The sequence below is a fragment of the Neoroseomonas oryzicola genome (assembly GCF_012163135.1).
In the GTDB taxonomy this organism is placed as follows: Bacteria; Pseudomonadota; Alphaproteobacteria; order Acetobacterales; family Acetobacteraceae; genus Neoroseomonas; species Neoroseomonas oryzicola.
Window position 1 is genome coordinate 527,089 of sequence record NZ_JAAVUP010000003.1, and the last position, 21,931, is coordinate 549,019.

The 21,931-nt window shown below is 73.2% G+C and carries 20 protein-coding genes and 1 other RNA gene; 9 read left to right on the plus strand and 12 right to left on the minus strand.

The features are described from left to right. Positions 1-49: 49 nt before the first annotated feature. The 3 genes from GWK15_RS14045 to ffs form a co-directional block, all read right to left on the minus strand. The gene (locus GWK15_RS14045; RefSeq protein ID WP_168041950.1) at positions 50-373 is read right to left on the minus strand and encodes a YbaB/EbfC family nucleoid-associated protein; all 324 of its coding nucleotides are present in this window, start codon (positions 371-373) and stop codon (positions 50-52) included. A gap of 19 nt (positions 374-392) precedes the next feature. Next, entirely contained in the window at positions 393-2,327 is a 1,935-nt protein-coding gene (locus tag GWK15_RS14050) for a DNA polymerase III subunit gamma/tau (protein ID WP_168041951.1), read from the minus strand. A gap of 49 nt (positions 2,328-2,376) precedes the next feature. After that, an RNA gene (ffs, locus tag GWK15_RS14055) (signal recognition particle sRNA small type) lies at positions 2,377-2,469 on the minus strand. A 100-nt stretch (positions 2,470-2,569) separates the two neighbouring features. On the opposite strand from ffs, the gene GWK15_RS14060 reads away from it, so the two are divergent. Continuing rightward, complete coding sequence (locus tag GWK15_RS14060) at positions 2,570-3,037, plus strand: YHS domain-containing (seleno)protein (RefSeq protein ID WP_168041952.1); 468 nt, start codon at positions 2,570-2,572, stop codon at positions 3,035-3,037. 14 nt (positions 3,038-3,051) lie between these two features. Here the strand turns inward: GWK15_RS14060 and GWK15_RS14065 are convergent, their stop codons facing one another. Continuing rightward, positions 3,052-3,621 (minus strand): hypothetical protein, encoded by a 570-nt coding sequence (locus GWK15_RS14065; RefSeq protein WP_168041953.1) that lies wholly within the window; start codon positions 3,619-3,621, stop codon positions 3,052-3,054. Positions 3,622-3,754: 133 nt separating this feature from the next. Between GWK15_RS14065 and GWK15_RS14070 the strand changes: the two genes are divergently transcribed. Continuing rightward, complete coding sequence (locus GWK15_RS14070; protein WP_168041954.1) at positions 3,755-4,711, plus strand: Bug family tripartite tricarboxylate transporter substrate binding protein; 957 nt, start codon at positions 3,755-3,757, stop codon at positions 4,709-4,711. Between the two features lie 9 nt (positions 4,712-4,720). Here the strand turns inward: GWK15_RS14070 and GWK15_RS14075 are convergent, their stop codons facing one another. The 4 genes from GWK15_RS14075 to GWK15_RS14090 all read right to left on the minus strand — a co-directional run bounded on the left by GWK15_RS14075 (position 4,721) and on the right by GWK15_RS14090 (position 7,952). Further along, on the minus strand, positions 4,721-5,167 hold the full coding sequence (locus GWK15_RS14075) for a hypothetical protein (RefSeq protein ID WP_168041955.1): 447 nt from the start codon (positions 5,165-5,167) through the stop codon (positions 4,721-4,723). A gap of 125 nt (positions 5,168-5,292) precedes the next feature. Continuing rightward, on the minus strand, positions 5,293-6,528 hold the full coding sequence (locus tag GWK15_RS14080; protein ID WP_168041956.1) for an argininosuccinate synthase: 1,236 nt from the start codon (positions 6,526-6,528) through the stop codon (positions 5,293-5,295). 196 nt (positions 6,529-6,724) lie between these two features. After that, positions 6,725-7,447: a superoxide dismutase gene (locus GWK15_RS14085; protein ID WP_168041957.1), complete on the minus strand. Its 723-nt coding sequence runs from the start codon at positions 7,445-7,447 to the stop codon at positions 6,725-6,727. A gap of 178 nt (positions 7,448-7,625) precedes the next feature. Next, positions 7,626-7,952, minus strand: a complete 327-nt coding sequence (locus GWK15_RS14090; RefSeq protein WP_168041958.1) for a TIGR02300 family protein — start codon at positions 7,950-7,952, stop codon at positions 7,626-7,628. Between the two features lie 106 nt (positions 7,953-8,058). Between GWK15_RS14090 and aroA the strand changes: the two genes are divergently transcribed. Together aroA and cmk are read left to right on the plus strand one after the other, a co-directional pair. Beyond that, complete coding sequence (gene aroA, locus GWK15_RS14095) at positions 8,059-9,405, plus strand: 3-phosphoshikimate 1-carboxyvinyltransferase (protein WP_168041959.1); 1,347 nt, start codon at positions 8,059-8,061, stop codon at positions 9,403-9,405. Then, complete coding sequence (cmk, locus tag GWK15_RS14100; protein WP_168041960.1) at positions 9,402-10,031, plus strand: (d)CMP kinase; 630 nt, start codon at positions 9,402-9,404, stop codon at positions 10,029-10,031. Before aroA ends, cmk begins: the two co-directional genes overlap by 4 nt. 242 nt (positions 10,032-10,273) lie before the next feature. On the opposite strand, the gene GWK15_RS14105 is transcribed toward cmk, so the two are convergent. Then, positions 10,274-11,515 carry a class I SAM-dependent methyltransferase gene (locus tag GWK15_RS14105; RefSeq protein ID WP_168041961.1) on the minus strand — a complete coding sequence of 414 codons (1,242 nt, stop codon included), beginning with the start codon at positions 11,513-11,515 and terminating at the stop codon, positions 10,274-10,276. An 86-nt stretch (positions 11,516-11,601) separates the two neighbouring features. Here GWK15_RS14105 and GWK15_RS14110 point away from each other — a divergent pair, with 86 nt between their 5' ends. Together GWK15_RS14110 and rlmN are read left to right on the plus strand one after the other, a co-directional pair. After that, a complete protein-coding gene (locus GWK15_RS14110) occupies positions 11,602-12,111 on the plus strand; it encodes an invasion associated locus B family protein (protein ID WP_168041962.1) in 510 nt (169 codons plus the stop codon). Then, a complete protein-coding gene (rlmN, locus tag GWK15_RS14115; RefSeq protein ID WP_168041963.1) occupies positions 12,108-13,289 on the plus strand; it encodes a 23S rRNA (adenine(2503)-C(2))-methyltransferase RlmN in 1,182 nt (393 codons plus the stop codon). Before GWK15_RS14110 ends, rlmN begins: the two co-directional genes overlap by 4 nt. Before the next feature lie 13 nt (positions 13,290-13,302). Here rlmN and GWK15_RS14120 read toward each other — a convergent pair whose 3' ends face one another. After that, complete coding sequence (locus GWK15_RS14120) at positions 13,303-14,322, minus strand: alpha/beta fold hydrolase (RefSeq protein WP_168041964.1); 1,020 nt, start codon at positions 14,320-14,322, stop codon at positions 13,303-13,305. Positions 14,323-14,440: 118 nt separating this feature from the next. Continuing rightward, positions 14,441-15,835, minus strand: coding sequence for an adenosylhomocysteinase (gene ahcY, locus GWK15_RS14125; protein ID WP_168041965.1), 1,395 nt, complete (start codon positions 15,833-15,835; stop codon positions 14,441-14,443). A 152-nt stretch (positions 15,836-15,987) separates the two neighbouring features. On the opposite strand from ahcY, the gene addA reads away from it, so the two are divergent. Next, on the plus strand, positions 15,988-19,452 hold the full coding sequence (gene addA, locus GWK15_RS14130) for a double-strand break repair helicase AddA (RefSeq protein ID WP_168041966.1): 3,465 nt from the start codon (positions 15,988-15,990) through the stop codon (positions 19,450-19,452). Positions 19,453-19,461: 9 nt separating this feature from the next. Here addA and GWK15_RS14135 read toward each other — a convergent pair whose 3' ends face one another. Further along, positions 19,462-20,112, minus strand: coding sequence for a dienelactone hydrolase family protein (locus tag GWK15_RS14135; protein WP_168041967.1), 651 nt, complete (start codon positions 20,110-20,112; stop codon positions 19,462-19,464). A gap of 265 nt (positions 20,113-20,377) precedes the next feature. On the opposite strand from GWK15_RS14135, the gene GWK15_RS14140 reads away from it, so the two are divergent. Continuing rightward, a complete protein-coding gene (locus GWK15_RS14140; RefSeq protein ID WP_168041968.1) occupies positions 20,378-20,947 on the plus strand; it encodes an HPF/RaiA family ribosome-associated protein in 570 nt (189 codons plus the stop codon). Between the two features lie 4 nt (positions 20,948-20,951). Further along, positions 20,952-21,794 (plus strand): helix-hairpin-helix domain-containing protein, encoded by an 843-nt coding sequence (locus tag GWK15_RS14145; protein ID WP_168041969.1) that lies wholly within the window; start codon positions 20,952-20,954, stop codon positions 21,792-21,794. Positions 21,795-21,931: the final 137 nt, after the last annotated feature.

Genomic DNA, 21,931 nt, shown 5'->3' on the forward strand with positions numbered 1-21,931 from the left:
AGGTCGCGCTCGCCGCGCGCAGGCGGGGGCTGCCTGCGCGCGGCGGAAATCAGAACGGCAGCTTCATGCCGGGCGGCAGGGAGAGGCCGGCGGTGGCCTTCTGCATCTCCTCTGCCATGGTGGCTTCGACCTTCTGCTTCGCGTCGGCGTGGGCGGCGACCAGCAGGTCTTCCAGCACCTCGCGTTCGTCGGCATTCATCAGGGAGGGGTCGATGGAGACGCGGCGCAGGTCGCCCTTGCCGGTCAGGCGCACCTTGACCATGCCGCCGCCGGAGGAGCCCTCGACCTCGGTCGCTTCGAGCTTCGCCTGCATTTCCTGCATGCGCGACTGCATCTGCTGCGCCTGCTTGAGCATGTTGCCGAGATTCTTCATCGGGTCGTCAGCCTCGTCATCAGTCGTCGGAAGGGGGGTCGTCGGGGTCCCAGGCGGATTCCGCCTCGGGCGGGGCGAAGTCGCGGCCGTCGTCGCCGTCGTCGGGTTCGGCGGTGGCGGCGGCGGGGGTCAGCGGCAGGCCGTAATCGTCGGCGGTTGCGTCGCGGACCGCTTCGATCGTCGCACCCGGGAAGGCCGCGAGGATGGCCTGCACGAGGGGGTGGGACTGCGCGGCGGCGCGGCGGTCGTGCTCGGCGCTGCGGCCCTGCTCGGCGAGGGTCGATTCGCCGCCCTCGTTGCTGATGGCGACGGTCCAGCGCGCGCCGGTGCGCTCGATGAGCAGCGCGGTGAGCTGCGCGGCGAGGTCTCGCGGTGCCGAGGGGCGCGGGCGGATCTCGACGCGGCCCGGGGCGACGCGGATGGGGTGCACGTCGTGCAGCAGGTGGGCGTGGAGCAGCGGCTTCACGCCGGAGGCGAGGGCGACCACTTCGCGCCATTCGCGCGGCTGCGGCAGGGCGGGTTCGGCGACGGGCGCGACCGCCGCGACGGCGCCGCCGCCGGCCATCGCACGCAGCGCGGGGCCGCCGCCACCGCCGCCGGGATTGGGCCGCGGCGCGGCGTCGGTGCCGCCTTCGGCCATCAGCCGCTTCACGATCTCGCCCGGCGTCGGCAGGTCGGAGACGTGGGCGAGGCGGATCAGCACCATCTCGGCCGCGGCCCGGCGGTCCACGCCTTCCTGCTGCACCTCGGCGATGCCCTTGAGCAGCATCTGCCAGGCGCGGCCGAGCGTCGGCACCGACAGCCGCATCGCGAGCGCCGAGCCGCGCGTGCGCTCGGCCTCGGGCAGGGAAAGGTCGTCCTTCAGCGCCGGGGCGGCGCGGAAGCGCGTCAGCAGATGCGTGAGTTCCGCGAGGTCCTGCAGCACCGCGAGCGGATCCGCGCCGACCTCATGCGTGCGGTCGAGGATGCCGATGGCGGTGGCGATGTCGCCGGCCATCACCGCTTCCATCAGGTCGAAGACCATGAAGCGGTCGGCGAGGCCGAGCATGTCGCGCACGCCCTCGGCCGTGACCTTGCCGCCGCCGGCAAGCCCGATCGCCTGGTCGAGCAGCGAGAGCCCGTCGCGCACCGACCCGTCCGCCGCGCGCGCGACCATGCCGAGCGCCTCGCCCTCGGCCTCGACGGCTTCCTTCTCGGCGATGCGGCCGAAATGGTCGCGCAGCATGTCGACGGGCACGCGGCGCAGGGAGAAGGTCTGGCAGCGGCTGCGGATGGTGACCGGCACCTTCCGCAGTTCCGTCGTCGCCAGGATGAAGGTGACCGACGGCGGCGGTTCCTCGAGCGACTTCAGCAGCGCGTTGAAGGCCTGGTCGGTCAGCATGTGGACCTCGTCCAGGATGAACACCTTCTGGCGTCCCTGGGCGGGGCGGAAGCGCAGGGCTTCGCGCAGTTCGCGCACGTCGTCGATGCCGCGGTTGGATGCGGCGTCCATCTCGACCACGTCGGGGTGGCGGTCCTTCAGGATCGCCTGGCATTCGGGGCAGACGCCGCAGGGGTCAGCGGTCGGGCCGCCCTTGCCGTCCGGGCCGATGCAGTTCAGCGCGCGGGCGATGATGCGCGCGGTGGTGGTCTTGCCCACGCCGCGCACGCCGGTCAGCAGGAAGGCGTGGTGCACGCGCCCCTGGGCGAAGGCGTTGCGCAGGGTGCGGACCAGGGCTTCCTGGCCGATCAGGTCGTCGAAATTGGTCGGGCGGTATTTCCGCGCCAGCACGCGATAGGGGCCGGTGGCCGCTGCGGCGACGGGCTTCGGTGCGGGGGCGGGTGGCGGGGCGGCGGCCGGGGCGGGGTCGCCGAACAGGCCCGGGCCTTCGGGGGCAGGGGGCTCCGGCAGGCCTTCCTCGGCTGCCGCGTCGCTGTCGCTCGATGCGGGGAAGCCAAGGAGATCGGAGGCCATTCTGTCCCTGGGGCGGCGCGGCCGCTCCGGGCCGGGGTGGCTGAAGGGTGGAAGGCCGGCAAGCGACCCGGGCGAGAACCCGTTACGGCTGCTTCCTTCCGGACCTGACCGGGTTGGCGGGGAGCCCGTCCGCCGCCGACCTTCCGAGGTCACCATATCATGCCCGGGGGGCATCGCGCCAATGGGGGTGCCGTAACCGTGTCCGGGCGGGGGGCGAAACCCGGGATCGAAGGAGATCCCACATGGCCCTCAGCCGCCGCACGATGCTCTGGATGGTCCCTGGCGCCACGCTTGCCGTGCCGATCGGCACCAGGTTGATGGCGCAGGCGCCAGCCCCCGCCGTGAACGCCGAGGACGGCGTCGCGGTGCGCGGCACCGATGTCGTCGCCTATTTCACCGAAAGGCGCGCCATCGCGGGCAGCCCGGCCTTCACGCATGACTGGCGCGGGGCGACCTGGCGCTTCGCCTCGGCGGCGAATCGGGACCTGTTCGCCGCCGATCCGGACCGCTACGCCCCGGCCTATGGCGGCTTCTGCGCCTTCGCGGTCAGCGAGGGTTACACCGCCCCGATCGATCCCCAGGCCTGGCGGATCGTCGATGGGCGGCTGTTCCTGAACTACGACCAGGCGATCAAGCGCCGCTGGGAACGCGACATCCCCGGCCGCGTCGCGCGCGCCGACGCGAACTGGCCCCGGTTGGCGGCGCGGTAGCGCTCGACCGCGCCTCAGAACGGCCGGCCGGCCAGCGGCTGGCCGATCCAGGGGGCGACCGCATTGGCCAGGTGGGCAAAGAGCGCGGCGTCGTCGGTCCCGTGCCGCTCGCAGGACAGCACCGCGGTCCACACCACGCGGTTCGAGGACCTCTCCCGCAGCTCCACCACGCCGCTGACGCGCAGCGTCGGGATCTGCCGGCCGCCCGCGCGCGGCACGTTCTGCGCCCAGGAGATGTCGTCCCCGTCGCGGAAGGTGCGGTCCTGCATCGTATCGCCGAAGCCGAGCTGCGTGCCGCCTTCCTGCGAGATGCCGCCGCGCCAGGACAGGATGTAGGGCGCATCGGCGTTCACCTGCCGCCCGGCCGTGCGCAGCGCGGCGAGGACCGAATCGCGCAGCCGCCGCTCGTTGTCGGTGCCGGCGCGGTCGGGCACCGCGATCGCCGCGTTGCGCGGCACCGGCGCGAAGGCGTTGGCGGACAGGCGGCCCGGGCAGACGGATTGCGCGACGGCCGGCGCGGCGGCCAGGACGCCCGCCAGCGCCAGCGCGCCGAGGGTGAGCGAACGGATCGTCGTGGCGGTCATGGCTTTCCTCGTCATGCGGTGCGCGGACAGTAGGGCATCTTCCGCCGCGCCGGAATCGGCGCGGGGACAAACGGCCGCGCTTGACCGTTTCCGTGCCGCTGGCAAATGCTCGCCGCCGTTCGGGAGAACCGCCATGATCCGTCGCAATATCCTGCTCGGCGGGGCCGCGCTGCTCGCCGCGCCGCGCCTCGCCGCCGCCCAGTCGCGGCCGGTCCGCGTCGTCGTGCCCTTCGCCCCGGGCGGGCAATCCGACACGGTGATGCGCCTGCTGCAGCCGAAGATGGCGGAATTCCTCGGCACCACCATCGTGGTCGAGAACCGTCCCGGCGCCGGCGGCGCGATCGGCGCGGGCGTGGTCGCGGCATCGCCGCCCGACGGCACGACGCTGTATTTCGACAGCTTCGGCTTCGTGGTGCAGCCGCTGATCCAGCGCGGCCTGCCCTTCGACTACGCCACCGCCTTCGCCCCGGTCGCTCAGGTGGTGGCCGCGCCCTACGTGCTGGTGGTCAAGCGCGACTTCCCCGCCACCGACCTCGCCGGCGTCATCGCCGAGGCGAAGCGGCGCTCGGGCATTCCCTACGGTTCGCCGGGCATCGGCACGGTGGGGCACCTGGCGGGCGCGCTGCTGGCGCACCGGGCGGGGATCACGCTGGAGCACCTGCCCTATCGCGGTGGGGCGGATGCGGCGCGCGACCTCGCGGGGGGCAACATCGACGCGGTGATCAGCACGGCGAACAGCCTGCGGCCGCTGGTGCTCGACAACCGGGCGCGCGGCATCGCGCTGACCTCGGCCGAACGGCGCGGCACCATGGCCGACCTGCCCACCATCGCCGAGAGCGGCTTCCCCGGCTTCGACCTGACGTCGTGGAACGGCCTCTTCGTCCCGGCGGCGACGCCGCGCGAGGTGATCGCCCGCTTCGAGGCCGCGGCGGCGCATGCGACGAATGACCCGACGACGCGCGAACGCCTGGCCGCCAGCGGCAACGACCCGATCACGGGCAGCGCGGAGGCCTTCGCCGCGGTGCTGCGCCGCGACGGGGAGATGGTGCGGCGGCTGGTGCAGGAGACCGGCATCCGCCTGGATGGGTGACGCCGCGGCTCAGCGCCGCCGCCCGCGCCCGCGTCCCGGCGCATCGCCCGGATCGCCATCGCTGATCCCCGAATAGGGCGGCGTGCCCGGCATCCGGCTCACGCCATGGCCGGGCGTGTCCGAGGTGTCAGCGTCCGTGACGGCGGTATAGGGCGGCGCGCGGCGCGTCCGCCCATGCTGCGGCGGGTCGCCCGGGTCGCGGTCGGACGTGCCGCTGAAGGGCAGGCCGCGCCCCTTGCCCGGCTGGTCCGATGGGTCGTTGTCCGTCATGCCGGTGATCGCGGCCTTGCCGCGGCCGCGACCCGGGCCGTCCGCCGGATCGGCGTCGTTGATGCCGGTCCAACCGGGCGGCGGCGCGCAGGCCAGCACCGCGCCGGCCGCGCCGAGCGGCACCACCAGCAGACGCCTGCGCAGCCACGCCCGGCGCTGCCCCGGCCTGTCGGAACCATCTGCCATGCGCGCCCCCTCGGCACCCGTCGGTGCGGGCGGTCCCCGGCGCTGCAGGCTATCGCCGCGCCGGCGGCACGGTCACGCAGCATCCGCGGGCGGAACGGCCTGCGCCGTCCCGCCCGGCGTCGTCCTTACAGCGCGCCGCCGCGGCGGCCCGCCATGGCGCCGAGGCGCAGGCGCAGCGCGTTCAGCTTGATGAAGCCCTGGGCGTCGAACTGGTCGTAGGCGCCCTGGTCGTCCTCGAAGGTGACGTGCTTCATCGAATACAGGCTGTTCGGCGACTGCCGGCCCGTCACGATGGTGTTGCCCTTGTAGAGCTTCAGCCGAACCGTGCCGGTCACGCTCTTCTGGCTCTCGTCGATCAGCGCCTGCAGCATCCGGCGCTCGGGGGCGAACCAGAAGCCGTTGTAGATGATCTCGGCATAGCGCGGCATCAGCGAGTCCTTCAGGTGCGCGGCCTCGCGGTCGAGCGTGATGGACTCCATCGCGCGGTGCGCGACATACAGGATCGTGCCGCCCGGCGTCTCGTAGCAGCCGCGCGACTTCATGCCGACGAAGCGGTTCTCGACCAGGTCGAGCCGGCCGATGCCGTTCTCCTTGCCGAGCGCATTCAGCTTCGTCAGCAGCGTGGCCGGGGACTGGCGCTCACCGTTGATGCCGACGGCGTCGCCGCGCTCGAACTCGATGGTGATCTCGGTGACCGAGTCCTTCGCGTCCATCGGGGAGATGGTGCGCTGCCAGACCATCTCGTCCGGCGCGTCCCACGGTTCCTCGAGGATCTTGCCCTCGGAGCTGCTGTGCAGGAGGTTCGCGTCGACGCTGAACGGCGCCTCGCCGCGCTTGTCCTTCGCGATCGGGATCTGGTGCTCCTCGGCGAACTGGATCAGCCGGGTGCGGCTGGTCAGGTCCCATTCGCGCCACGGGGCGATGATCTTGATGTCCGGCTTCAGCGCGTAATACGACAGCTCGAAGCGCACCTGGTCGTTGCCCTTGCCGGTCGCGCCGTGGGCGACGGCGTCGGCGCCGACCTGCTCGGCGATCTCGATCTGGCGCTGGGCGATCAGCGGGCGGGCGATGGACGTGCCCAGCAGGTACATCCCCTCGTACAGCGCATTGGCGCGGAACATCGGGAAGACGAAGTCCTTCACGAAGGTCTCGCGCAGGTCGTCCATGAAGATGTTCTCGGGCTTGATGCCGAGCAGCAGCGCCTTGTCGCGCGCCGGGCCGAGTTCCTCGCCCTGGCCGAGGTCGGCCGTGAAGGTCACCACCTCCGCGCCGTAGGCGGTCTGCAGCCACTTGAGGATCACGCTGGTGTCGAGCCCGCCGGAATAGGCGAGCACGACCTTCTTCACGTCCTTCACGCGCATCGGGCGCTCCCAGGTCTTGGAAAACCGGGGGGGTATGGCGCCCGGGGGCGGAGGACGCAAGGCGGGGGGAGAAGAGAACTTCTCCCCCCGGAACCCCCCTCAACCTTCTTTGCGATTTGGTATGACCGCCGGGGGTGGCGCCAGGTGACCAAAGAAGGGAGGGGGCTCGGGGGAGGTTCCCCTCCCCCGACCTTCCTCAGACGCGCAGCGTCCCGTTCTTCGCCGCCTCGTACCGCGCCGCGATCTTCTCCCAGTTCAGCACGTTCCACCACGCGGTCAGGTAGTCCGCCCGGCGGTTCTGGTAGCGCAGGTAATAGGCGTGTTCCCACACGTCGTTGCCCATCAGCACCCGTCCGCCATCCATCAGCGGCGTGTCCTGGTTGGGCTTCGACACCAGGGAGAGGTTGCCCCCCGGCGTCACCGCGACGAACACCCAGCCTGACCCGAAAACGCGCGTGCCGGCGGTGTTGAAGTCGGTGCGGAACTTCTCCATCCCGCCCAGGTCGCGGTCGATCGCGGCCTTGAGGTCGCCGGTCGGCTCGCCGCCTTCCCCGCCCATGATCTCCCAGAACATGGAATGGTTGGCGTGGCCGCCGCCGTTGTTGCGGATGGCCGTGCGCACCGCCTCGGGCACCTGGGACAGGCGCATCAGGATCTCGTCCACCGGCATCTGCGCCAGGGCCGAATGGTCTTTCACCGCGGCGTTGAGGTTCGCGACATAGGCCGCGTGGTGCCGCCCGTGGTGGATCTCCATCGTCATCGCGTCGATGGCGCGCTCATTGGCGTTGGGCGCGTAGGGCAGGGCCGGCAGGGTGAAAGGGCCGGCGGGCGCCTGGGCGTAGGCCGGGCGGCGCGTGGCCGCCATCGCCGCGAGGCCGGCGGCCCCGAACAGGAGGCCGCGGCGGTGCATCGTCGTCATTGTCGTTCCCCGTGAAGCTGGGCGACGGACAATGGGGCCTGGGCCGGGCGGCGGCAACCACGCTCTGGCGGCGCAACGACGGCCCGGAAACGCAACCGGCCCGCAGCCTCGGCCCGGGCCCCGCGATGGGGCACCTGGCCGGGGCCGCGGGCCCGGATGGCGGCCGCGGGGGAAGGGTTCAGCCTTCCTCGTCGCGGTCGGCTTCGACCTCGATGTCCTCGCCCAGGCCCTCGGCGTCGTCCTCGAGCTCCTCGGCGTCCTCGATCGCCTCGTCGCCCTCGACGTCCTCCACCTCCAGGTCCTCGGTCTCGGCCTCCGGGCTCGCGGCGCGCTTCTTCAGCTTCTCGTCCGGGATCGGGGCTGCCGGCGCACGGCGCAGGCGCGGCTGCTCGGCCGGCTGCTCGGTGCCGCATTTCGGGCAGACCGCGGGGGTGCGGGTCAGGTCGTAGAAACGCGTGCCGCACGCGACGCAGGTGCGCTTCAGGCCGAGTTCAGGCTTCGCCATGGGTCCTGTCCGTCTCGCGCGCATCGCCCGCCGGGGACACGCGCCGTCTGCAAAGGGTCGGGCGCATTGCCACGCGATGCCGGGCCATGTCAAACGCGGCCCCGCCATGTCCCATCCCGATCCCCGGCCGCTCCACGCCTCCGCCCCTTCCGCCCCGCTCGCCGGCCGGCTCGGCGTGCCCGGGGACAAGTCCATCAGCCACCGCGCCCTGATGTTCGGCGCGGTCGCCGTCGGCACCACCGAGATCAGCGGCCTGCTGGAAGGGGAGGACGTGCTGCGCACCGCCGCGGCCATGCGCGCCCTGGGCGCGACGGTGGACAAGACCGGCCCCGGCGCCTGGCGCGTCTCGGGCCGCGGCGTGGGCGGCCTCGTGGAACCGGCCGACGTGCTCGACATGGGCAATTCGGGCACCGCGGCGCGGCTGCTGCTCGGGCTGATCTCGGGCCATCCCATCTTCGCGGTGATGACGGGCGACGCCTCCCTCCGCCGCCGCCCCATGAAGCGCGTGACCGACCCGCTCTCGGCCACCGGCGCCCAGTTCTGGACGCGGGACGGGGGGCGGCTGCCGCTTGCCGTCCGGGGTGCTGCCGACCCGCTGCCGATCGACTACGTGCTGCCCGTCGCCTCGGCCCAGGTGAAGTCCGCCTGCCTCCTCGCCGGCCTCTGCGCCCCGGGGACCACCCGCGTGGTGGAAAAGGAGCCGACCCGCGACCACACCGAGAACATGCTCCGCCACTTCGGGGCGACCGTCTCGGTCGAGGACACCGCCGAAGGCCGCGTCATCCGCCTCGAAGGGCAGCCGGAACTGGTCGCCGCGCCGGTCCTCGTGCCCGGCGACCCGTCCTCCGCCGCCTTCCCGATCGTCGCCGCGCTGCTGGTGCCCGGGTCGCGCGTCGTGGTCGAGAATGTCGGCCTCAACCCGCTGCGCACCGGCCTGTTCACCACGCTGCGGGAGATGGGCGCGGCCCTGCGCGTCGAGAACGAACGCATCTCCGGCGGCGAGCCGGTGGGCGACATCGTCGCCGAATACACCGAGCTGTCCGGCGTGACGGTGCCGCCGCACCGCGCGCCGTCGATGATCGACGAATACCCGGTCCTCGCGGTGGCCGCGGCCGCCGCGCGCGGCACGACGCGCATGAAGGGCCTGGCGGAACTGCGGGTGAAGGAGAGCGACCGCCTGGCCGCCACCGCGGCGCTGCTCGCCGGCAACGGCATCAAGGCCGAGATCGAGGGCGACGACCTCATCGTCCACGGCACCGGCGGCGCCATTCCCGGCGGCGGCACGGTCGAGACGCACATGGACCACCGCATCGCCATGTCCGCCCTCGTCATGGGCCTCGCCGCCCGCGCGCCGGTGACGGCCGACGACGCGGCCTTCATCGACACATCCTTCCCCGGCTTCGCGGCGCTGATGAACGGGCTGACGACCGGCACGCCGCTCGCCGCGCCGTGACGGGCATCGTCGTTGCCGTCGACGGCCCCGCCGCGGCGGGCAAGGGCACCCTCGCCCGCCGCCTCGCCGCCGCGCTGGACCTGCCCTACCTCGACACCGGGCTGCTTTACCGAGCCGTCGGGCGCCGCGTGCTCGACGCGGATGCCGACCCGCGCGATGCGGCCATCGCCGAAGCCGCCGCCCGCGCCCTCACACCCGCCGACCTCGACCGCACCGACCTGCGCGGCCCGATGGCCGACATGGCCGCCAGCGCGGTCGCCGCGATTCCGGCCGTGCGCGCCGCGCTGCTCGACTTCCAGCGCGCCTTCGGGCGCGACCGCGGCGCCGTCCTCGACGGCCGCGACATCGGGACCGTCGTCTTCCCGGACGCGCGGGCGAAGCTCTACGTCACCGCCAGCGTCGAGGAACGCGCCCGCCGCCGCTTCCTCGAACTCCAGGCCCGCGGCGTCGCCGCCGACCGCAGCCAGGTCGAAGCCGAGATCCGCGACCGCGACGCCCAGGACGCGAACCGCCCCGTCGCCCCCCTGAAACCCGCCCCGGACGCGATGCTGCTCGACACGACGAGCCTCGACGCGGAAGCAGCCTTCGCGGCCGCGCTGGACCTGGTGCGCGGCAGGCTCGGCTGACGGAAGCCGGGGGAGGGCGCTGCCCTCCCCCGGACCCCCCCACCCGCCAGAGGCCGAAAGGCCTCTGGACACCAGGACTTTATCGGGGGGTTTGGGGGGGGGGGTGGGGCGGGGGGCGCGGCGGGGGCACCCCTGGTGGCCCCCCCCCCAAACCCCCCAGGATATCATGGTTTCCAAAGGCCCTTAGGCCTTTGGTGGGGAGAGGTCCGGAGAGGGGCAAGGCCCCTCTCTGGCCTTCCCCGTCACCGCGCCTTCAGCAGCATCCGGTTCACCCGCTCCAGCGCGGTGGCGGTCGCGGCGTAGTCGCGGGCGAAGGCGTCGGGGGCGATGCCGAGTTCGGTCAGTTCGTCGCGGATGTCGCCCATGGTGCGGGTGCCGTCGATGCGCGCGACGATGGCGCCGGCGAGGCGTGGCAGGGTGATGGGCACGGTCAGCCCGTCGGCCGAGACGCGCAGCACGCCGTCGCGCGGGATCTGGGCGGCGAGTTTCGGGCCTTCGAGCTCCCGCAGGATGGGGATGCTGTCGGGGTCGTCCCAGCCGGGCAGGGGCGGGCCTTCGCCCTTGCGGACGCAGTAGGCGATGTGGATGCCCATGTTGCCGGCGGCGGCTTCGGCGAGGGCCGCGCGTTCGATGAAGGACAGGCGTGCGGTGCGTTCGCGCAGGCGCGGGTCCGAGAGGAAACTGTCGGGGTCGTAGCGGAAGGGTTCGACCAGGCAGCGGATCTCGAGCCCCGCGGCGTCGACCAGGGCGGCGAGCGCGGGCACGGTGAAGGCGACGTCGCGCGGGTTCAGCAGCAGGTCGTAGATGCCGGCGTCGCCGCCCTTCACGTGGTCGGTGATCCAGGGGTTGCGGCGCAGCCAGGCGGTCTCGGGCATCTGGCGCCACAGGCGCTTGGCGACGTCGACGCGCTGGGCGGGGGCCTCGCCGGGCGGGGCGATCAGGCGCAGCGCGTCCTGCATCATGTAGACGCCGGTGCGTCCGTGCGGGGCGTAGACCATCAGGCCGAGGCCGCCGCCGGGGGCGAGGACGGAGACGAGCGCGCGCAGGCCCTCGAGCGGGTCGGGCAGGTGGTGCAGCACGCCGCAGCAATCGATGTAGTCGAAGGGCCCGAGGCCCGATCCGGGCAGTTCGAGGATCGAGGCTTCCCGGAACGCCACGTTGCCGAGTCCGCGCGCCGCGACGCGCGCCTCGGCGACCTTCCGCGCGGCGGCGGAACGGTCGAGCCAGGTGACCTCGCCCTCCCGCCCGGCGGTGGCCATCTGCTGGGCCAGCATCACGGTCGCGTCACCGGATCCGCCCCCGGCGACGAGGGCGCGCAGCGGCGCCGCGGCCGGCCGGCGGCCGGCGAAGATCCAGTGGTCGACCTCCCGCAGATGGCTGGGACTGCCGACAATGAGGCGTTTCGCCTCGTCGCGCGGGTCCCGCTGCGGGTAGGGGTAGGCTTCGTACTGCTCGGCCAGGGCGGCGTCGGCGGCATCCGTCATGGGCGCCTGTCTACCGCCGGGATGGGGGACAGGACCAGAAGGCGCGCGGTTGCCCCGGCGCCCCCGGCTTCGTATCTAGATGGACCATGCGAGCCGTATTCCTCACCGCCGCCCTGGCGGCCCTCGTCGCCGTCCCGGCCATCGCCCAGCAGCGCGCCCAGCAGGGCCCGCAGAAGCTCGGCGATTTCCAGGACTGGACGGCGGCCGTCCACCACGAGAACGGGCAGAAGGTCTGCTACGCCTTCACCCGGGCCTCGCGGACCGATCCGCAACGGGACGGGGTGATCCTGACGGTGACGCACCGGTCGCAGAGCCGCGACCAGGTGGCGCTGACGGCGCGCTATGCCTATCCGCGCAATGCGGCGGTGGTGGTGGCGGTCGGCCAGACCCAGCTGCAATTCTACACCAGCGGCGAATCGGCCTTCGCGCGGGACGGGCGCGCTTCGGTGGCGGCCTTCCGCAACGGGGCGAACGCCACCGCCCGCGGGCCGCGCGCCGGCGGCCGCGGCACGGCGACGGACACCTTCAGCCTGTCGGGCTTCTCCTCGGCCTACGACGCCATCAGCCGCGAGTGTCCGGCCCCCGGCCGCCGATGACCGACGCGGCCACCACCGACGGGCTGGCCGAGGCGGAACGCGCACGGATCCTCGCCAAGGCGGCGATCTTCGCGCCGCCGCCGGCGACGCTGGCCGATGGCCGCCGCGACCTGGTCGGCCTGTCGCGCGAGGAACTCGCCGCCGAGATGGCCGCGATCGGCGAGAAGCCCTTCCGCGCCAAGCAGCTCTGGCACTGGATCTACCACCAGGGCGAGACCGACTTCGCGAAGATGACGACCATCGCGAAGCCGATGCAGGCGAAGCTCGCCGAACGCTTCGTGGTCGGCCGGCCAGGTGTGGCGACGCAGCAGGACAGCGCGGATTCGACCCGGAAATGGGTCTTCGCCTTCCGCGACGACCAGCGGGTCGAGACGGTCTACATCCCCTCGGCGGATGAGGATCGCGGCGCGGTCTGCATCTCGACGCAGGTGGGCTGCACGCTGTCCTGCCGGTTCTGCCACACCGGCACGCAGAAGCTGGTGCGCAACCTGGGCGCGGCCGAGATCGTCGGCCAGTTCATGGCGGCGCGCGATTCCTATGGCGAATGGCCGTCCCCCAAGGACGGCACGGCGCGGCACCTGTCGAACATCGTCGTCATGGGCATGGGCGAGCCGCTCTACAACTACGAGAACGTCGCCAAGGCCCTGAAGATCGTGATGGACCACGAGGGCATCGGCCTGAGCCGCCGGCGCATCACGCTGTCTACCTCGGGCGTCGTGCCGATGATGGACCGTTGCGGGGCGGAGCTCGGCGTGGGCCTCGCGGTGTCGCTGCATGCGGTGACGAACGAGCTGCGCGACGAGATCGTGCCGCTGAACCGCAAGTACCCGATCGAGGAGCTGATGGCGGCCTGCCGGCGCTATCCCGGCGCGTCCAACGCGCGGCGCATCACCTTCGAATACGTGATGCTGCGCGGGGTGAACGACAGCGAGGCCGAGGCGCGCGAGCTGGTGCGCCTGATCAAGGGCCTGCCGGCCAAGGTGAACCTGATCCCGTTCAACCCCTGGCCGGGCAGCCCGTACAAGACGTCCACCAGCGAGGCGATCCAGCGCTTCGCGCAGATCGTGAACGATGCGGGCTATGCGAGCCCGATCCGCCGGCCGCGCGGGCGGGACATCCTCGCGGCCTGCGGGCAGCTCAAGACCGAGAGCGAGCGGAAGAAGCGCGACGCGGCGTGATGCCGGGCACCGGTCAGCGCCACAGGCCCCGCGCCGCGAGCCAGTCCTGCACCAGCGCGGCCACCGCATCCGAGTTGCGGTCCATCATCAGCATGTGGCTGTTGCCGCGGATGCCGCGGGCGGGAAGGTCGACATCCTCGACGCTTCCGCCGGCGGCGCGCACCGCGTCGGAGAAGGCGCGGGCATTGCGGCGGATCACCGACCAGCGGGGGTCGGCGTCCACGTAGTCGCCATAGACCAGCAGGGTCGGGACCTCCCGCAGCTTCGCCGCCTCGGCGGCGATGCCGGTGCCGGCGGGCTCGACGAGGACCAGCGCGCGGAACAGGTCGGGCCGCCGCTGCGCCACCTGCCAGGCGAAGGCGCCGCCCTGGGAATGCGCGATCACCACCGAGGGCCCTACGCGCTCGAGTAGCGCGACATAGGCGGCGATGACGTCGTCATCGGTGCCGAGGTAGCGCGCCACAACCTGGCGCATGAAGGCAAGATACTGCCCGCGCTCGGCGGGGAACTGGTTGCCCGGCAGGACCGACCCCCGTGCGAAGGAACCGGCGCCGTCGCCGATGCGGAAGCGCTCCCAGGGGTTCACGGTCGGCAGGTGGATGGCCTGGCCGTAGATCTCGGGTGACATCGCGGCACCGCTGCGGCCGCGCTCGACGGCGTCGGTGACGTAGGTCGCCCAGCCGCGGCGAAGGAAGAAATGTTCCCAGCCCTCGCGCCCGTCCGGCGTCGTCTCCCAGGTCACGCCCGTGAGGTAGGCGCCGTGCCACAGCATCAAGGGCGCCGCGCCGCGCCGCGGCGATGGCACTATGAAGCGGGCATACATCTGGCCCACCATGTAGGTGCCGTTGGGATCGATGCGCAGCGGCGCGCCGCCGACGGTCGGCGTGTATTCGACGACGGGCTTGCCGGTGACCTCGACCAGCCGGCCGCCGACATGGAACGAGCCGAACTGTTCGATTGTCAGGGGCTGGGCGGCGGCCATGCCGGCCCAGAGCGCGACGATGAGGCCCGCCAAGACGTGACGCAGGCGCATGTTTCCGTCCCTGGTTCCTTGCGCGAAAGCGTGGCGCGGGTGGCGCGCCCTGGCAAGGTCCGAAAGGACAGGCTTATGGCCTATGGGGGCGGGGCGGCACGTGGCCGCCCCGCGCCGGTCAGTAGCGGTACTGCTCCGCCTTGAACGGCCCCTGCGGCGACACGCCGATGTAGTCCGCCTGTGCCTTGGACATCTTCGTCAGCGTCGCGCCGACCTTGGCCAGGTGCAGCGAGGCCACCTTCTCGTCCAGGTGCTTCGGCAGCACGTAGACCTTCTTCTCGTACTTGCCGGGGTTCGTCCAAAGCTCGATCTGCGCGAGCGTCTGGTTGGTGAAGGACGCCGACATCACGAAGGACGGGTGCCCCGTCGCGTTGCCGAGGTTCACCAGGCGCCCTTCGGAGAGCAGGATGATGCGCTTGCCGTCGGGGAACTCGACCTCGTCCACCTGCGGCTTCACGTTGTCCCACTTGAAGTTGCGCAGGCCGGCGACCTGGATCTCGCTGTCGAAGTGGCCGATGTTGCACACGATCGCGCGGTGCTTCATCGCGCGCATGTGGTCCACGGTGATGACGTCGACATTGCCGGTGGCGGTGACGAAGATGTCCGCGGCGGGCGCGGCCTGTTCCATCGTCACGACCTGGTAGCCTTCCATCGCGGCCTGCAGGGCGCAGATCGGGTCGACCTCGCTGACCATGACGCGGCAGCCGGCCTGGCGCAGCGAGGCGGCGGAACCCTTGCCCACGTCGCCGAAGCCGCAGACCATCGCGACCTTGCCGGCCATCATCACGTCGGTGCCGCGGCGGATCGCGTCCACCAGCGATTCACGGCAACCATAGAGGTTGTCGAACTTCGACTTGGTGACGCTGTCGTTCACGTTGATGGCGGGAAAGAGCAGCTTGCCCTCCTTCGCCATGTTGTAGAGGCGGTGGACGCCCGTCGTCGTCTCCTCGGACACGCCGACGATGGCCTTCGCGAGCTGCGCGAACCAGCCCGGCTTGGTCTTCAGGCAGTCCTTGATCAGCGCGAAGAAGACTTCCTCTTCCTCGTTCGTCGGCTTGTCGAGGAAGGCGGTGTCGCCGTTCTCGGCGCGCAGGCCGTAATGGACCAGCAGCGTCATGTCGCCGCCGTCGTCGAGCAGCACGTTCGGCGTGCCGCCATCGCCCCATTCCAGGGTGCGCTTCACGTACTGCCAGTATTCGGGAAGCGTCTCGCCCTTCACGGCGAAGACCGGCGTGCCGGTCGCCGCGATCGCGGCCGCGGCGTGGTCCTGGGTCGAGAAGATGTTGCACGACGACCAGCGGACATCGGCGCCGAGCGCCTTCAGCGTCTCGATCAGCACGGCGGTCTGGATGGTCATGTGCAGGCAGCCGGCGATGCGCGCGCCCTTGAGCGGCTGCTGCTTGCCGTATTCGGCGCGGGTCGCCATCAGGCCGGGCATCTCGTCCTCGGCCATCGAGATCTCCTTGCGGCCCCAATCGGCCAGGGAGAGGTCCTTCACGACATAGTCGGCCATGCGCGCTGTCTCGCTTCTTCGGTCTTCGGGTGTGGCGGGCCGGTAGCACGCCCGGACCGGGGAGGCCAGAGCGGACGATCACTCATAAGGATATCTTTATGCGTTCGCTGGCCGTGCCCCCGACTCCGGGGCCGGGGTAGGATGGCGCGCCGATGACCGAGACCCCCCGCCAGCGCGCCGAACACGCCCAGTCCCGCGCCTCCGATCCCGCCGCCTCGGCCTGGGTGGAGGCCTCGGCGGGGTCGGGAAAGACCAAGCTGCTGACCGACCGCGTGCTGCGCCTGCTGCTGGCGGGCGTGGAACCGGGGCGGATCCTGTGCCTGACCTTCACCAAGGCCGCGGCGGCGGAGATGGCGACGCGGCTCGCCAAGGCGCTCGGCGCCTGGGCGACGGCGGAGGATGCGGCGCTGGCGGCGACGCTCGCGGGCCTGACCGGCCGGGCGCCGGGGCCGGAGGAACTGCGCGCCGCGCGGGCGCTGTTCGTCCGGGTGCTCGAGCAGCCGGGCGGGATGCGGATCTCGACCATTCATGCCTTCGCGCAGTCCCTGCTGCGCGCCTTCCCCCTGGAAGCCGGCCTCGCCCCGCAATTCGCGGTGGTCGAGGACCAGGAGGCCAAGGCGATGCTGGCGCGCGAGCGCGAGGCGGTGCTGGCCGGCACGCCGGACCGCGAAGCGCTGACGCAACTCGCCCGCCTCACCCCGCCGGCGCGCTTCGCGGAGACGCTCGGCACGCTGTCCAATGCGCGGACGCGGCTGCTCGCCGCGGTGGATGCGCGGCAGGGCCTGGCGGGATTCGAGCGCGCCCTGGCGCGGGTTCTCGGCCTGCCGCCGGGGGCCGCGAGCGAGGACGCCGTCCTGCGCGACGCGTGCGACTTCGACGCGACCGAGGTCGCCCGCGCCGGCGCCGGGCTGCGCGGATCGGGCAATGCGAACGACCAGGCGCGTGGCGCGGCCATCGCCGCCTGGCTCGCGCTGGACATCGAGGCCCGCATCGCCCGCTGGGAGGACTGGCGGTCCATCCTGCTGACCGACAAGAACGCGGTCCGCAAGCAGTTCGCCACCAAGCAGGCCGGCGCCAATGCGGGCTTCATCCAGGACGCGCTGACGGCCGAGGGCGACCGCGTGCTGGAAGCCGAGAACACCCGCGCCGCCGCGCGCGTCCTCGCCGCGACCATGGCGCTGCTCGCCATCGGCACGCCCGTGCTGCGCCGCTACGAGGCCGCCAAGGCGCGGGCGGGGATGCTCGACTACGACGACCTCATCGCAGGCGCCGAGCGCCTGCTGGACGACCCGGGCAGCGCGTGGGTGCTGTTCAAGCTGGATGGCGGCCTGGATCACGTCCTGCTGGACGAGGCGCAGGATTCCAATCCGGACCAATGGGGCATTGTCCGCGCGCTGACGTCCGAGTTCTTCGCCGGCGAGGGTGCGCGCGAGAAGGGCCGCACCATCTTCGCGGTCGGCGACGTGAAGCAGTCGATCTACGGCTTCCAGGGCGCGGACGCCGCGGGCTTCGTGCGCGAACGCGCCCATTACGCCCAGGCGGTGCGCGACGCGGAACTCGATTTCCGTCCCGTCCCGCTCGACGTCTCCTTCCGTTCAACCGCGCCGGTGCTCGCCCTGGTCGACGCGGTCTTCGAGGCCGGCGCGGCGCGCGACGGCGTGGTTCCGGAAGGGACCACGCTGCGCCACTATGCCGACCGCGCGGGCCAGGCCGGCAGCGTGGAGCTCTGGCCCCTGCTGCAGGTCGCCGAAGCCGAGGCCCCGCCCGCCTGGGCCCCGCCCGACCGGCCGGTGGATGGCGAGGGCGCGGCCCAGCGCCTCGCGACGCTGATCGCTGCGCGCATCCGCCACATGCTCGATCACGCGACGCTGCCCGCGCGCGTGGAGAAGGGCCGCGACCAGCCGCATGGCCGCCCGGTCCGGCCGGGCGACATCCTGGTGCTGGTCCGCGCCCGCGCCCGCGGCGGCTTCGTCGCATCCCTGGTGCGCGCGCTGAAGGATCTCCGCATCCCGGTCGGCGGCGTCGACCGCATGGTGCTCGCCGAGCAGATCGCCGTGCAGGACCTGCTCGCGCTGGCCGACGTGCTGCTGCTGCCGGAGGACGACCTCTCGCTGGCCGCGCTGCTGAAGTCGCCGCTGGTCGGCCTCGACGAGGAGGAGCTCTTCGCCCTCGCCCATGCGCGGGAAGGATCGCTCTGGTCGGCGCTGGCCGCGCATCGCGGTGCGGACAGCCGCTTCGGGCGCGTCGCGGACTGGCTCGCGCGGCTGATGGCCCAGGCGGACTACGCGACGCCGCACGCGCTCTACGCCGCGGTGCTCGGCGCGCCCGGGCCGCTTGATCCGCGCGCGGGGCGGGCGCGGATGCTGGCGCGCCTCGGCCCCGATGCGGCCGACCCGATGGACGAGTTCCTCGCGGCCGCGCTCGAGCACGAACGCCGCCACCCGCCCTCGCTCCAGGCCTTCGTCCACGGGCTGCGACAGGGCGGCGCCGAGGTGAAGCGCGAGGCCGAGGGCGCGGGCGATGCCGTGCGCATCATGACCGTCCACGGCGCGAAGGGGCTGCAGGCACCGATCGTCATCCTGCCGGACACCACCGGCGCGCCGCCCGACCGCACCACGCTGCGCTGGCTGGATGGCGACCTGCCGGCCTGGGCGCCGAAGCAGGAGGGCTTCGCCGCGCCGCCGCTGACCGCCCAGCGCCAGGCCGACCAGGCGCGGGAGGCGGCCGAGCAGCACCGTCTGCTCTACGTCGCCCTGACCCGCGCCGAGGACCGCCTGATCGTCTGCGGCTGGCAGGGCAAGCGCGCCGCGCCCGATGGCTGCTGGTACCGCCTGGTCGAGGAGGGCTTCACCCGCCTGCCGGGCGCCGAGGACGTCCCCTTCGACGGCCCCCGCGAGCCCTTCGGGGAGGAGGCGCGCATCCGCCGCCTGGCCGCGCCCCAGGCCGTGGCCCCGAAGCAGGAAGACCCGCCGCGCGCGCCCACCGCCGCCGCGACGCTGCCCGCCTGGGCCCGCATCCCCGCCCCCCAGGAAGCGCCCGAGGGCGCCGTCGCCCCATCTGCCCTGCCCGGCGAGGAGGAAACCCCCGCCGCCCCGCCGCGCCCGACCGACGACCCGCGCGGCCTGCGCTTCCGCCGCGGCCGCCTGGTCCATGCCCTGCTGCAGCACCTGCCCGATCACGATCCCGCCGCGCGGGAGGATGTCGCGCGCCGCTTCCTCGCCCGCCCCGGCCACGGGTTGGACGCGCAGGAACAGGCGGCCGTGCTGGCCGAGGTGCTGGCCCTGCTCGGCGAGCCCCTGGTCGCCGCCGCCCTCGGCCCCGACAGCCTGGCCGAGGCGCCGCTGGCCGGCCGCGTGAACGGCCGCCTGATCGCCGGCCAGGTCGACCGCCTGCTGGTCGCACCCGGCCGCGTGCTGGTGCTGGACTACAAGACCAACCGCCCGCCGCCGGCCGAGGTCGCGCAGGTCGCGCCGCTCTACCTGCGGCAGATGGCCGCCTATCGCGCCCTGCTGCGCGCCGCCTTCCCCGGTCGCCGCGTCGACTGCGCCCTGGTCTGGACCTATGGCGCGCGGGTCATGGCGCTGCCGGACGACCTGCTCGACCGCCACGCGCCCTGAACCGCGCGGTCACGCCGCCAGCCAGCGGCGGAACCAGCCGGCGGCGAGCTGCGCGACCTCCTCCAGCGCGCCGGGTTCCTCGAACAGGTGGGTCGCGCCGGGCACCACCTCGATCGACACCGGGCAGGTCATCAGCCCCGCGGCGGAGCGGTTGAGCGCGAGGACTTCGCGATCCTCCCCGCCCACGATCAGCAGCGTCGGCGCGGTGACGCGGGAGAGCGCCCCGCCGCCCGCGAGGTCCGGCCGCCCGCCGCGCGAGACCACCGCGCGCACCGCCGCGCCGCGCGCCGCCGCCGCCCGCAGCGCCGCCGCCGCGCCGGTGCTGGCGCCGAACAGCCCGACCGGCAGCGCCGCACTCGCCGGCCGCGCGGCCAGCGCGTCCATCGCGGCCGCGAGCCGGTCGGCGAGCAGCGGGATGTCGAAGACCTTGTGCCGGTCCTGGGCCTCGGCCTCGGTCAGCAGGTCGAAGAGCAGCGTTGCCAGCCCGGCCTCGCGCAGGGCGCGCGCGACCTGGCGGTTGCGCGGGCTGAGGCGGCTCGACCCGCTGCCATGGGCGAAGAGGACCAGGCCCACCGGCGCGGGGGGCGAGGCCAGCAGCCCCTCCATCCCCGCCGGCGGCAGGATGAGGCGTTCGTCGGGGATCGGCGGTGGCGGGGACATGCGGGACGCTCCTGCCGGGCCTGACTGGCGCGGCGACCATGCCATCCGGCCCCGCCTGCGCGCCTTGCGCCGCCGCAAGGCGCGCTGGCGCCGGGTCCGGGAAGCACCACCCGTCACGGCGCCACCCGCACCGGCCTTGCGCGACATGGTGGATGGCGACCGGCGACGACCAGCGCGGCGGCGTCATGGCGTGCGGTTGCGCTCCCTCAAGGCCGCCCGCGTCGCGCGGCGCGATACAGGCGCGACCACGGACGGAGGAACCGCCATGACCATACCCCTCCAGGTCGCCTTCAAGGGCATGGAGCCGTCCCCGGCGCTCGAGGACCGCATCCGCGAGCGCGCCGCCCGCCTCGAACGCTTCGCCGACCGCATCCTGCGCTGCCATGTCACCGTCGAGGCGCCGCACCGTCGCCACCACCAGGGCAACCTGTTCGCCGTGCGCGTCGCGATCGACGTGCCGGGCGGCCAGGTCGTCGTCACCCACGACAACCCGCAGGACCATGCGCATGAGGACGCGCACGTCGCCGTGCGCGACGCCTTCGCCGCCGCGGTCCGGCGGCTCGAGGACCATGTCCGCCGCCTCGACGGCGATGTGAAGCAGCACGACCCGGCCATGCTGCGCGGCCAGGTGACGCGCTTCGTCGCCGGGGAGGACTATGGCTTCATCCGGACCCAGGACGGGCGCGAGGTCTATTTCCACCGCAACGCCGTCGCCCAGGGCGGCTTCGACCGTCTGCGCGTCGGCGACCACGTCCATGCGACCGTCGCCGAGGGCGAGAAGGGCCCGCAGGCCACCACGGTCCGTCCCGTCGGCGAGGGCCACGCCGGGGGCTGACCCGATGCGCCCGACCGGCGCCAATGCGCAGGTGGCCACGCGGCTGCGCCAGGCCGCGGAGTTGCTGCTCGCGCAGGGGGGCAACCCGTTCCGCGCCGCGGCCTATCGCCGCGCGGCGGAGACCGTCGCTTCGCTGCCGCGGGATCTCGCGGAGATCGTCGCGGGGCCCGACGCGCGCGCCGCGCTGGATGCGTTGCCGGGCATCGGGCCATCCATCGCCGCGGCGATCGCGGAGATGGTCGCGACCGGCCGCTGGGGCTTCCTCGAGCGCCTGCAGGGCGACGCCGATCCCGAGACGGTGCTCCGCACCGTGCCCGGCATCGGCCCCGAACTCGCCCATCGCGTGCACGAGGCACTGCATGTCGGGACGCTCGAGGCACTGGAGATCGCCGCGCATGACGGGCGCCTCGCGGCCGTGCGCGGCTTCGGGCCGCGCCGGGCGGAGGCGGTGCGGGCCGCGCTCGCCGCCATGCTCGCCCGGCTGCGCCCGCATCTGCCCGCCGTGGCGGGGGAGGAGCCGCCGGTCGCGCTGCTTCTCGACCTCGACCGCGAATACCGCGAGCGCGCGGAGCGCGGCGAGTTGCGTCGCATCGCGCCCCGCCGCTTCAACCCGACCGGCGAGGCCTGGCTGCCCGTGTTGCACGAGACGCGCGGGCCGTGGCACCTGACGGCGCTGTTCTCCAACACCGCGACGGCGCACCGGCTGGGCCGGGTGCGCGACTGGGTGGTGATCTATTTCCAGCACGGCGATGGCCCGGAAGGCCGCCGCACGGTGGTGACGGAGACGACCGGGGCGCAGCGCGGCCGGCGCGTGGTGCGCGGCCGGGAGAGCGAAGGGGCGCGGTAGGCCGGCACGCCTACGCGTTCTGATCTGCGGCCCGCAGGGCCGAGCGCCCGAACGGGCGCCGCGGCAAGTGCCGCGAAGCCAAGGGCCGCGGAGGCGGCCCGCCCGGCGTCTGAGGGGCACGAAGGTGGAACCTTCGT

Excerpts from the sequence above, each read along its gene's own strand:
- GWK15_RS14045 (WP_168041950.1), bottom strand. The coding sequence starts at position 373 with ATGAAGAATCTCGGCAACATGCTCAAGCAGGCGCAGCAGATGCAGTCG.
- GWK15_RS14050 (WP_168041951.1), bottom strand. The coding sequence starts at position 2,327 with ATGGCCTCCGATCTCCTTGGCTTCCCCGCATCGAGCGACAGCGACGCG.
- GWK15_RS14060 (WP_168041952.1), top strand. The coding sequence starts at position 2,570 with ATGGCCCTCAGCCGCCGCACGATGCTCTGGATGGTCCCTGGCGCCACG.
- GWK15_RS14065 (WP_168041953.1), bottom strand. The coding sequence starts at position 3,621 with ATGACCGCCACGACGATCCGTTCGCTCACCCTCGGCGCGCTGGCGCTG.
- GWK15_RS14070 (WP_168041954.1), top strand. The coding sequence starts at position 3,755 with ATGATCCGTCGCAATATCCTGCTCGGCGGGGCCGCGCTGCTCGCCGCG.
- GWK15_RS14075 (WP_168041955.1), bottom strand. The coding sequence starts at position 5,167 with ATGGCAGATGGTTCCGACAGGCCGGGGCAGCGCCGGGCGTGGCTGCGC.
- GWK15_RS14080 (WP_168041956.1), bottom strand. The coding sequence starts at position 6,528 with ATGCGCGTGAAGGACGTGAAGAAGGTCGTGCTCGCCTATTCCGGCGGG.
- GWK15_RS14085 (WP_168041957.1), bottom strand. The coding sequence starts at position 7,447 with ATGACGACGATGCACCGCCGCGGCCTCCTGTTCGGGGCCGCCGGCCTC.
- GWK15_RS14090 (WP_168041958.1), bottom strand. The coding sequence starts at position 7,952 with ATGGCGAAGCCTGAACTCGGCCTGAAGCGCACCTGCGTCGCGTGCGGC.
- aroA (WP_168041959.1), top strand. The coding sequence starts at position 8,059 with ATGTCCCATCCCGATCCCCGGCCGCTCCACGCCTCCGCCCCTTCCGCC.
- GWK15_RS14105 (WP_168041961.1), bottom strand. The coding sequence starts at position 11,515 with ATGACGGATGCCGCCGACGCCGCCCTGGCCGAGCAGTACGAAGCCTAC.
- GWK15_RS14110 (WP_168041962.1), top strand. The coding sequence starts at position 11,602 with ATGCGAGCCGTATTCCTCACCGCCGCCCTGGCGGCCCTCGTCGCCGTC.
- rlmN (WP_168041963.1), top strand. The coding sequence starts at position 12,108 with ATGACCGACGCGGCCACCACCGACGGGCTGGCCGAGGCGGAACGCGCA.
- GWK15_RS14120 (WP_168041964.1), bottom strand. The coding sequence starts at position 14,322 with ATGCGCCTGCGTCACGTCTTGGCGGGCCTCATCGTCGCGCTCTGGGCC.
- ahcY (WP_168041965.1), bottom strand. The coding sequence starts at position 15,835 with ATGGCCGACTATGTCGTGAAGGACCTCTCCCTGGCCGATTGGGGCCGC.
- addA (WP_168041966.1), top strand. The coding sequence starts at position 15,988 with ATGACCGAGACCCCCCGCCAGCGCGCCGAACACGCCCAGTCCCGCGCC.
- GWK15_RS14135 (WP_168041967.1), bottom strand. The coding sequence starts at position 20,112 with ATGTCCCCGCCACCGCCGATCCCCGACGAACGCCTCATCCTGCCGCCG.
- GWK15_RS14140 (WP_168041968.1), top strand. The coding sequence starts at position 20,378 with ATGACCATACCCCTCCAGGTCGCCTTCAAGGGCATGGAGCCGTCCCCG.
- GWK15_RS14145 (WP_168041969.1), top strand. The coding sequence starts at position 20,952 with ATGCGCCCGACCGGCGCCAATGCGCAGGTGGCCACGCGGCTGCGCCAG.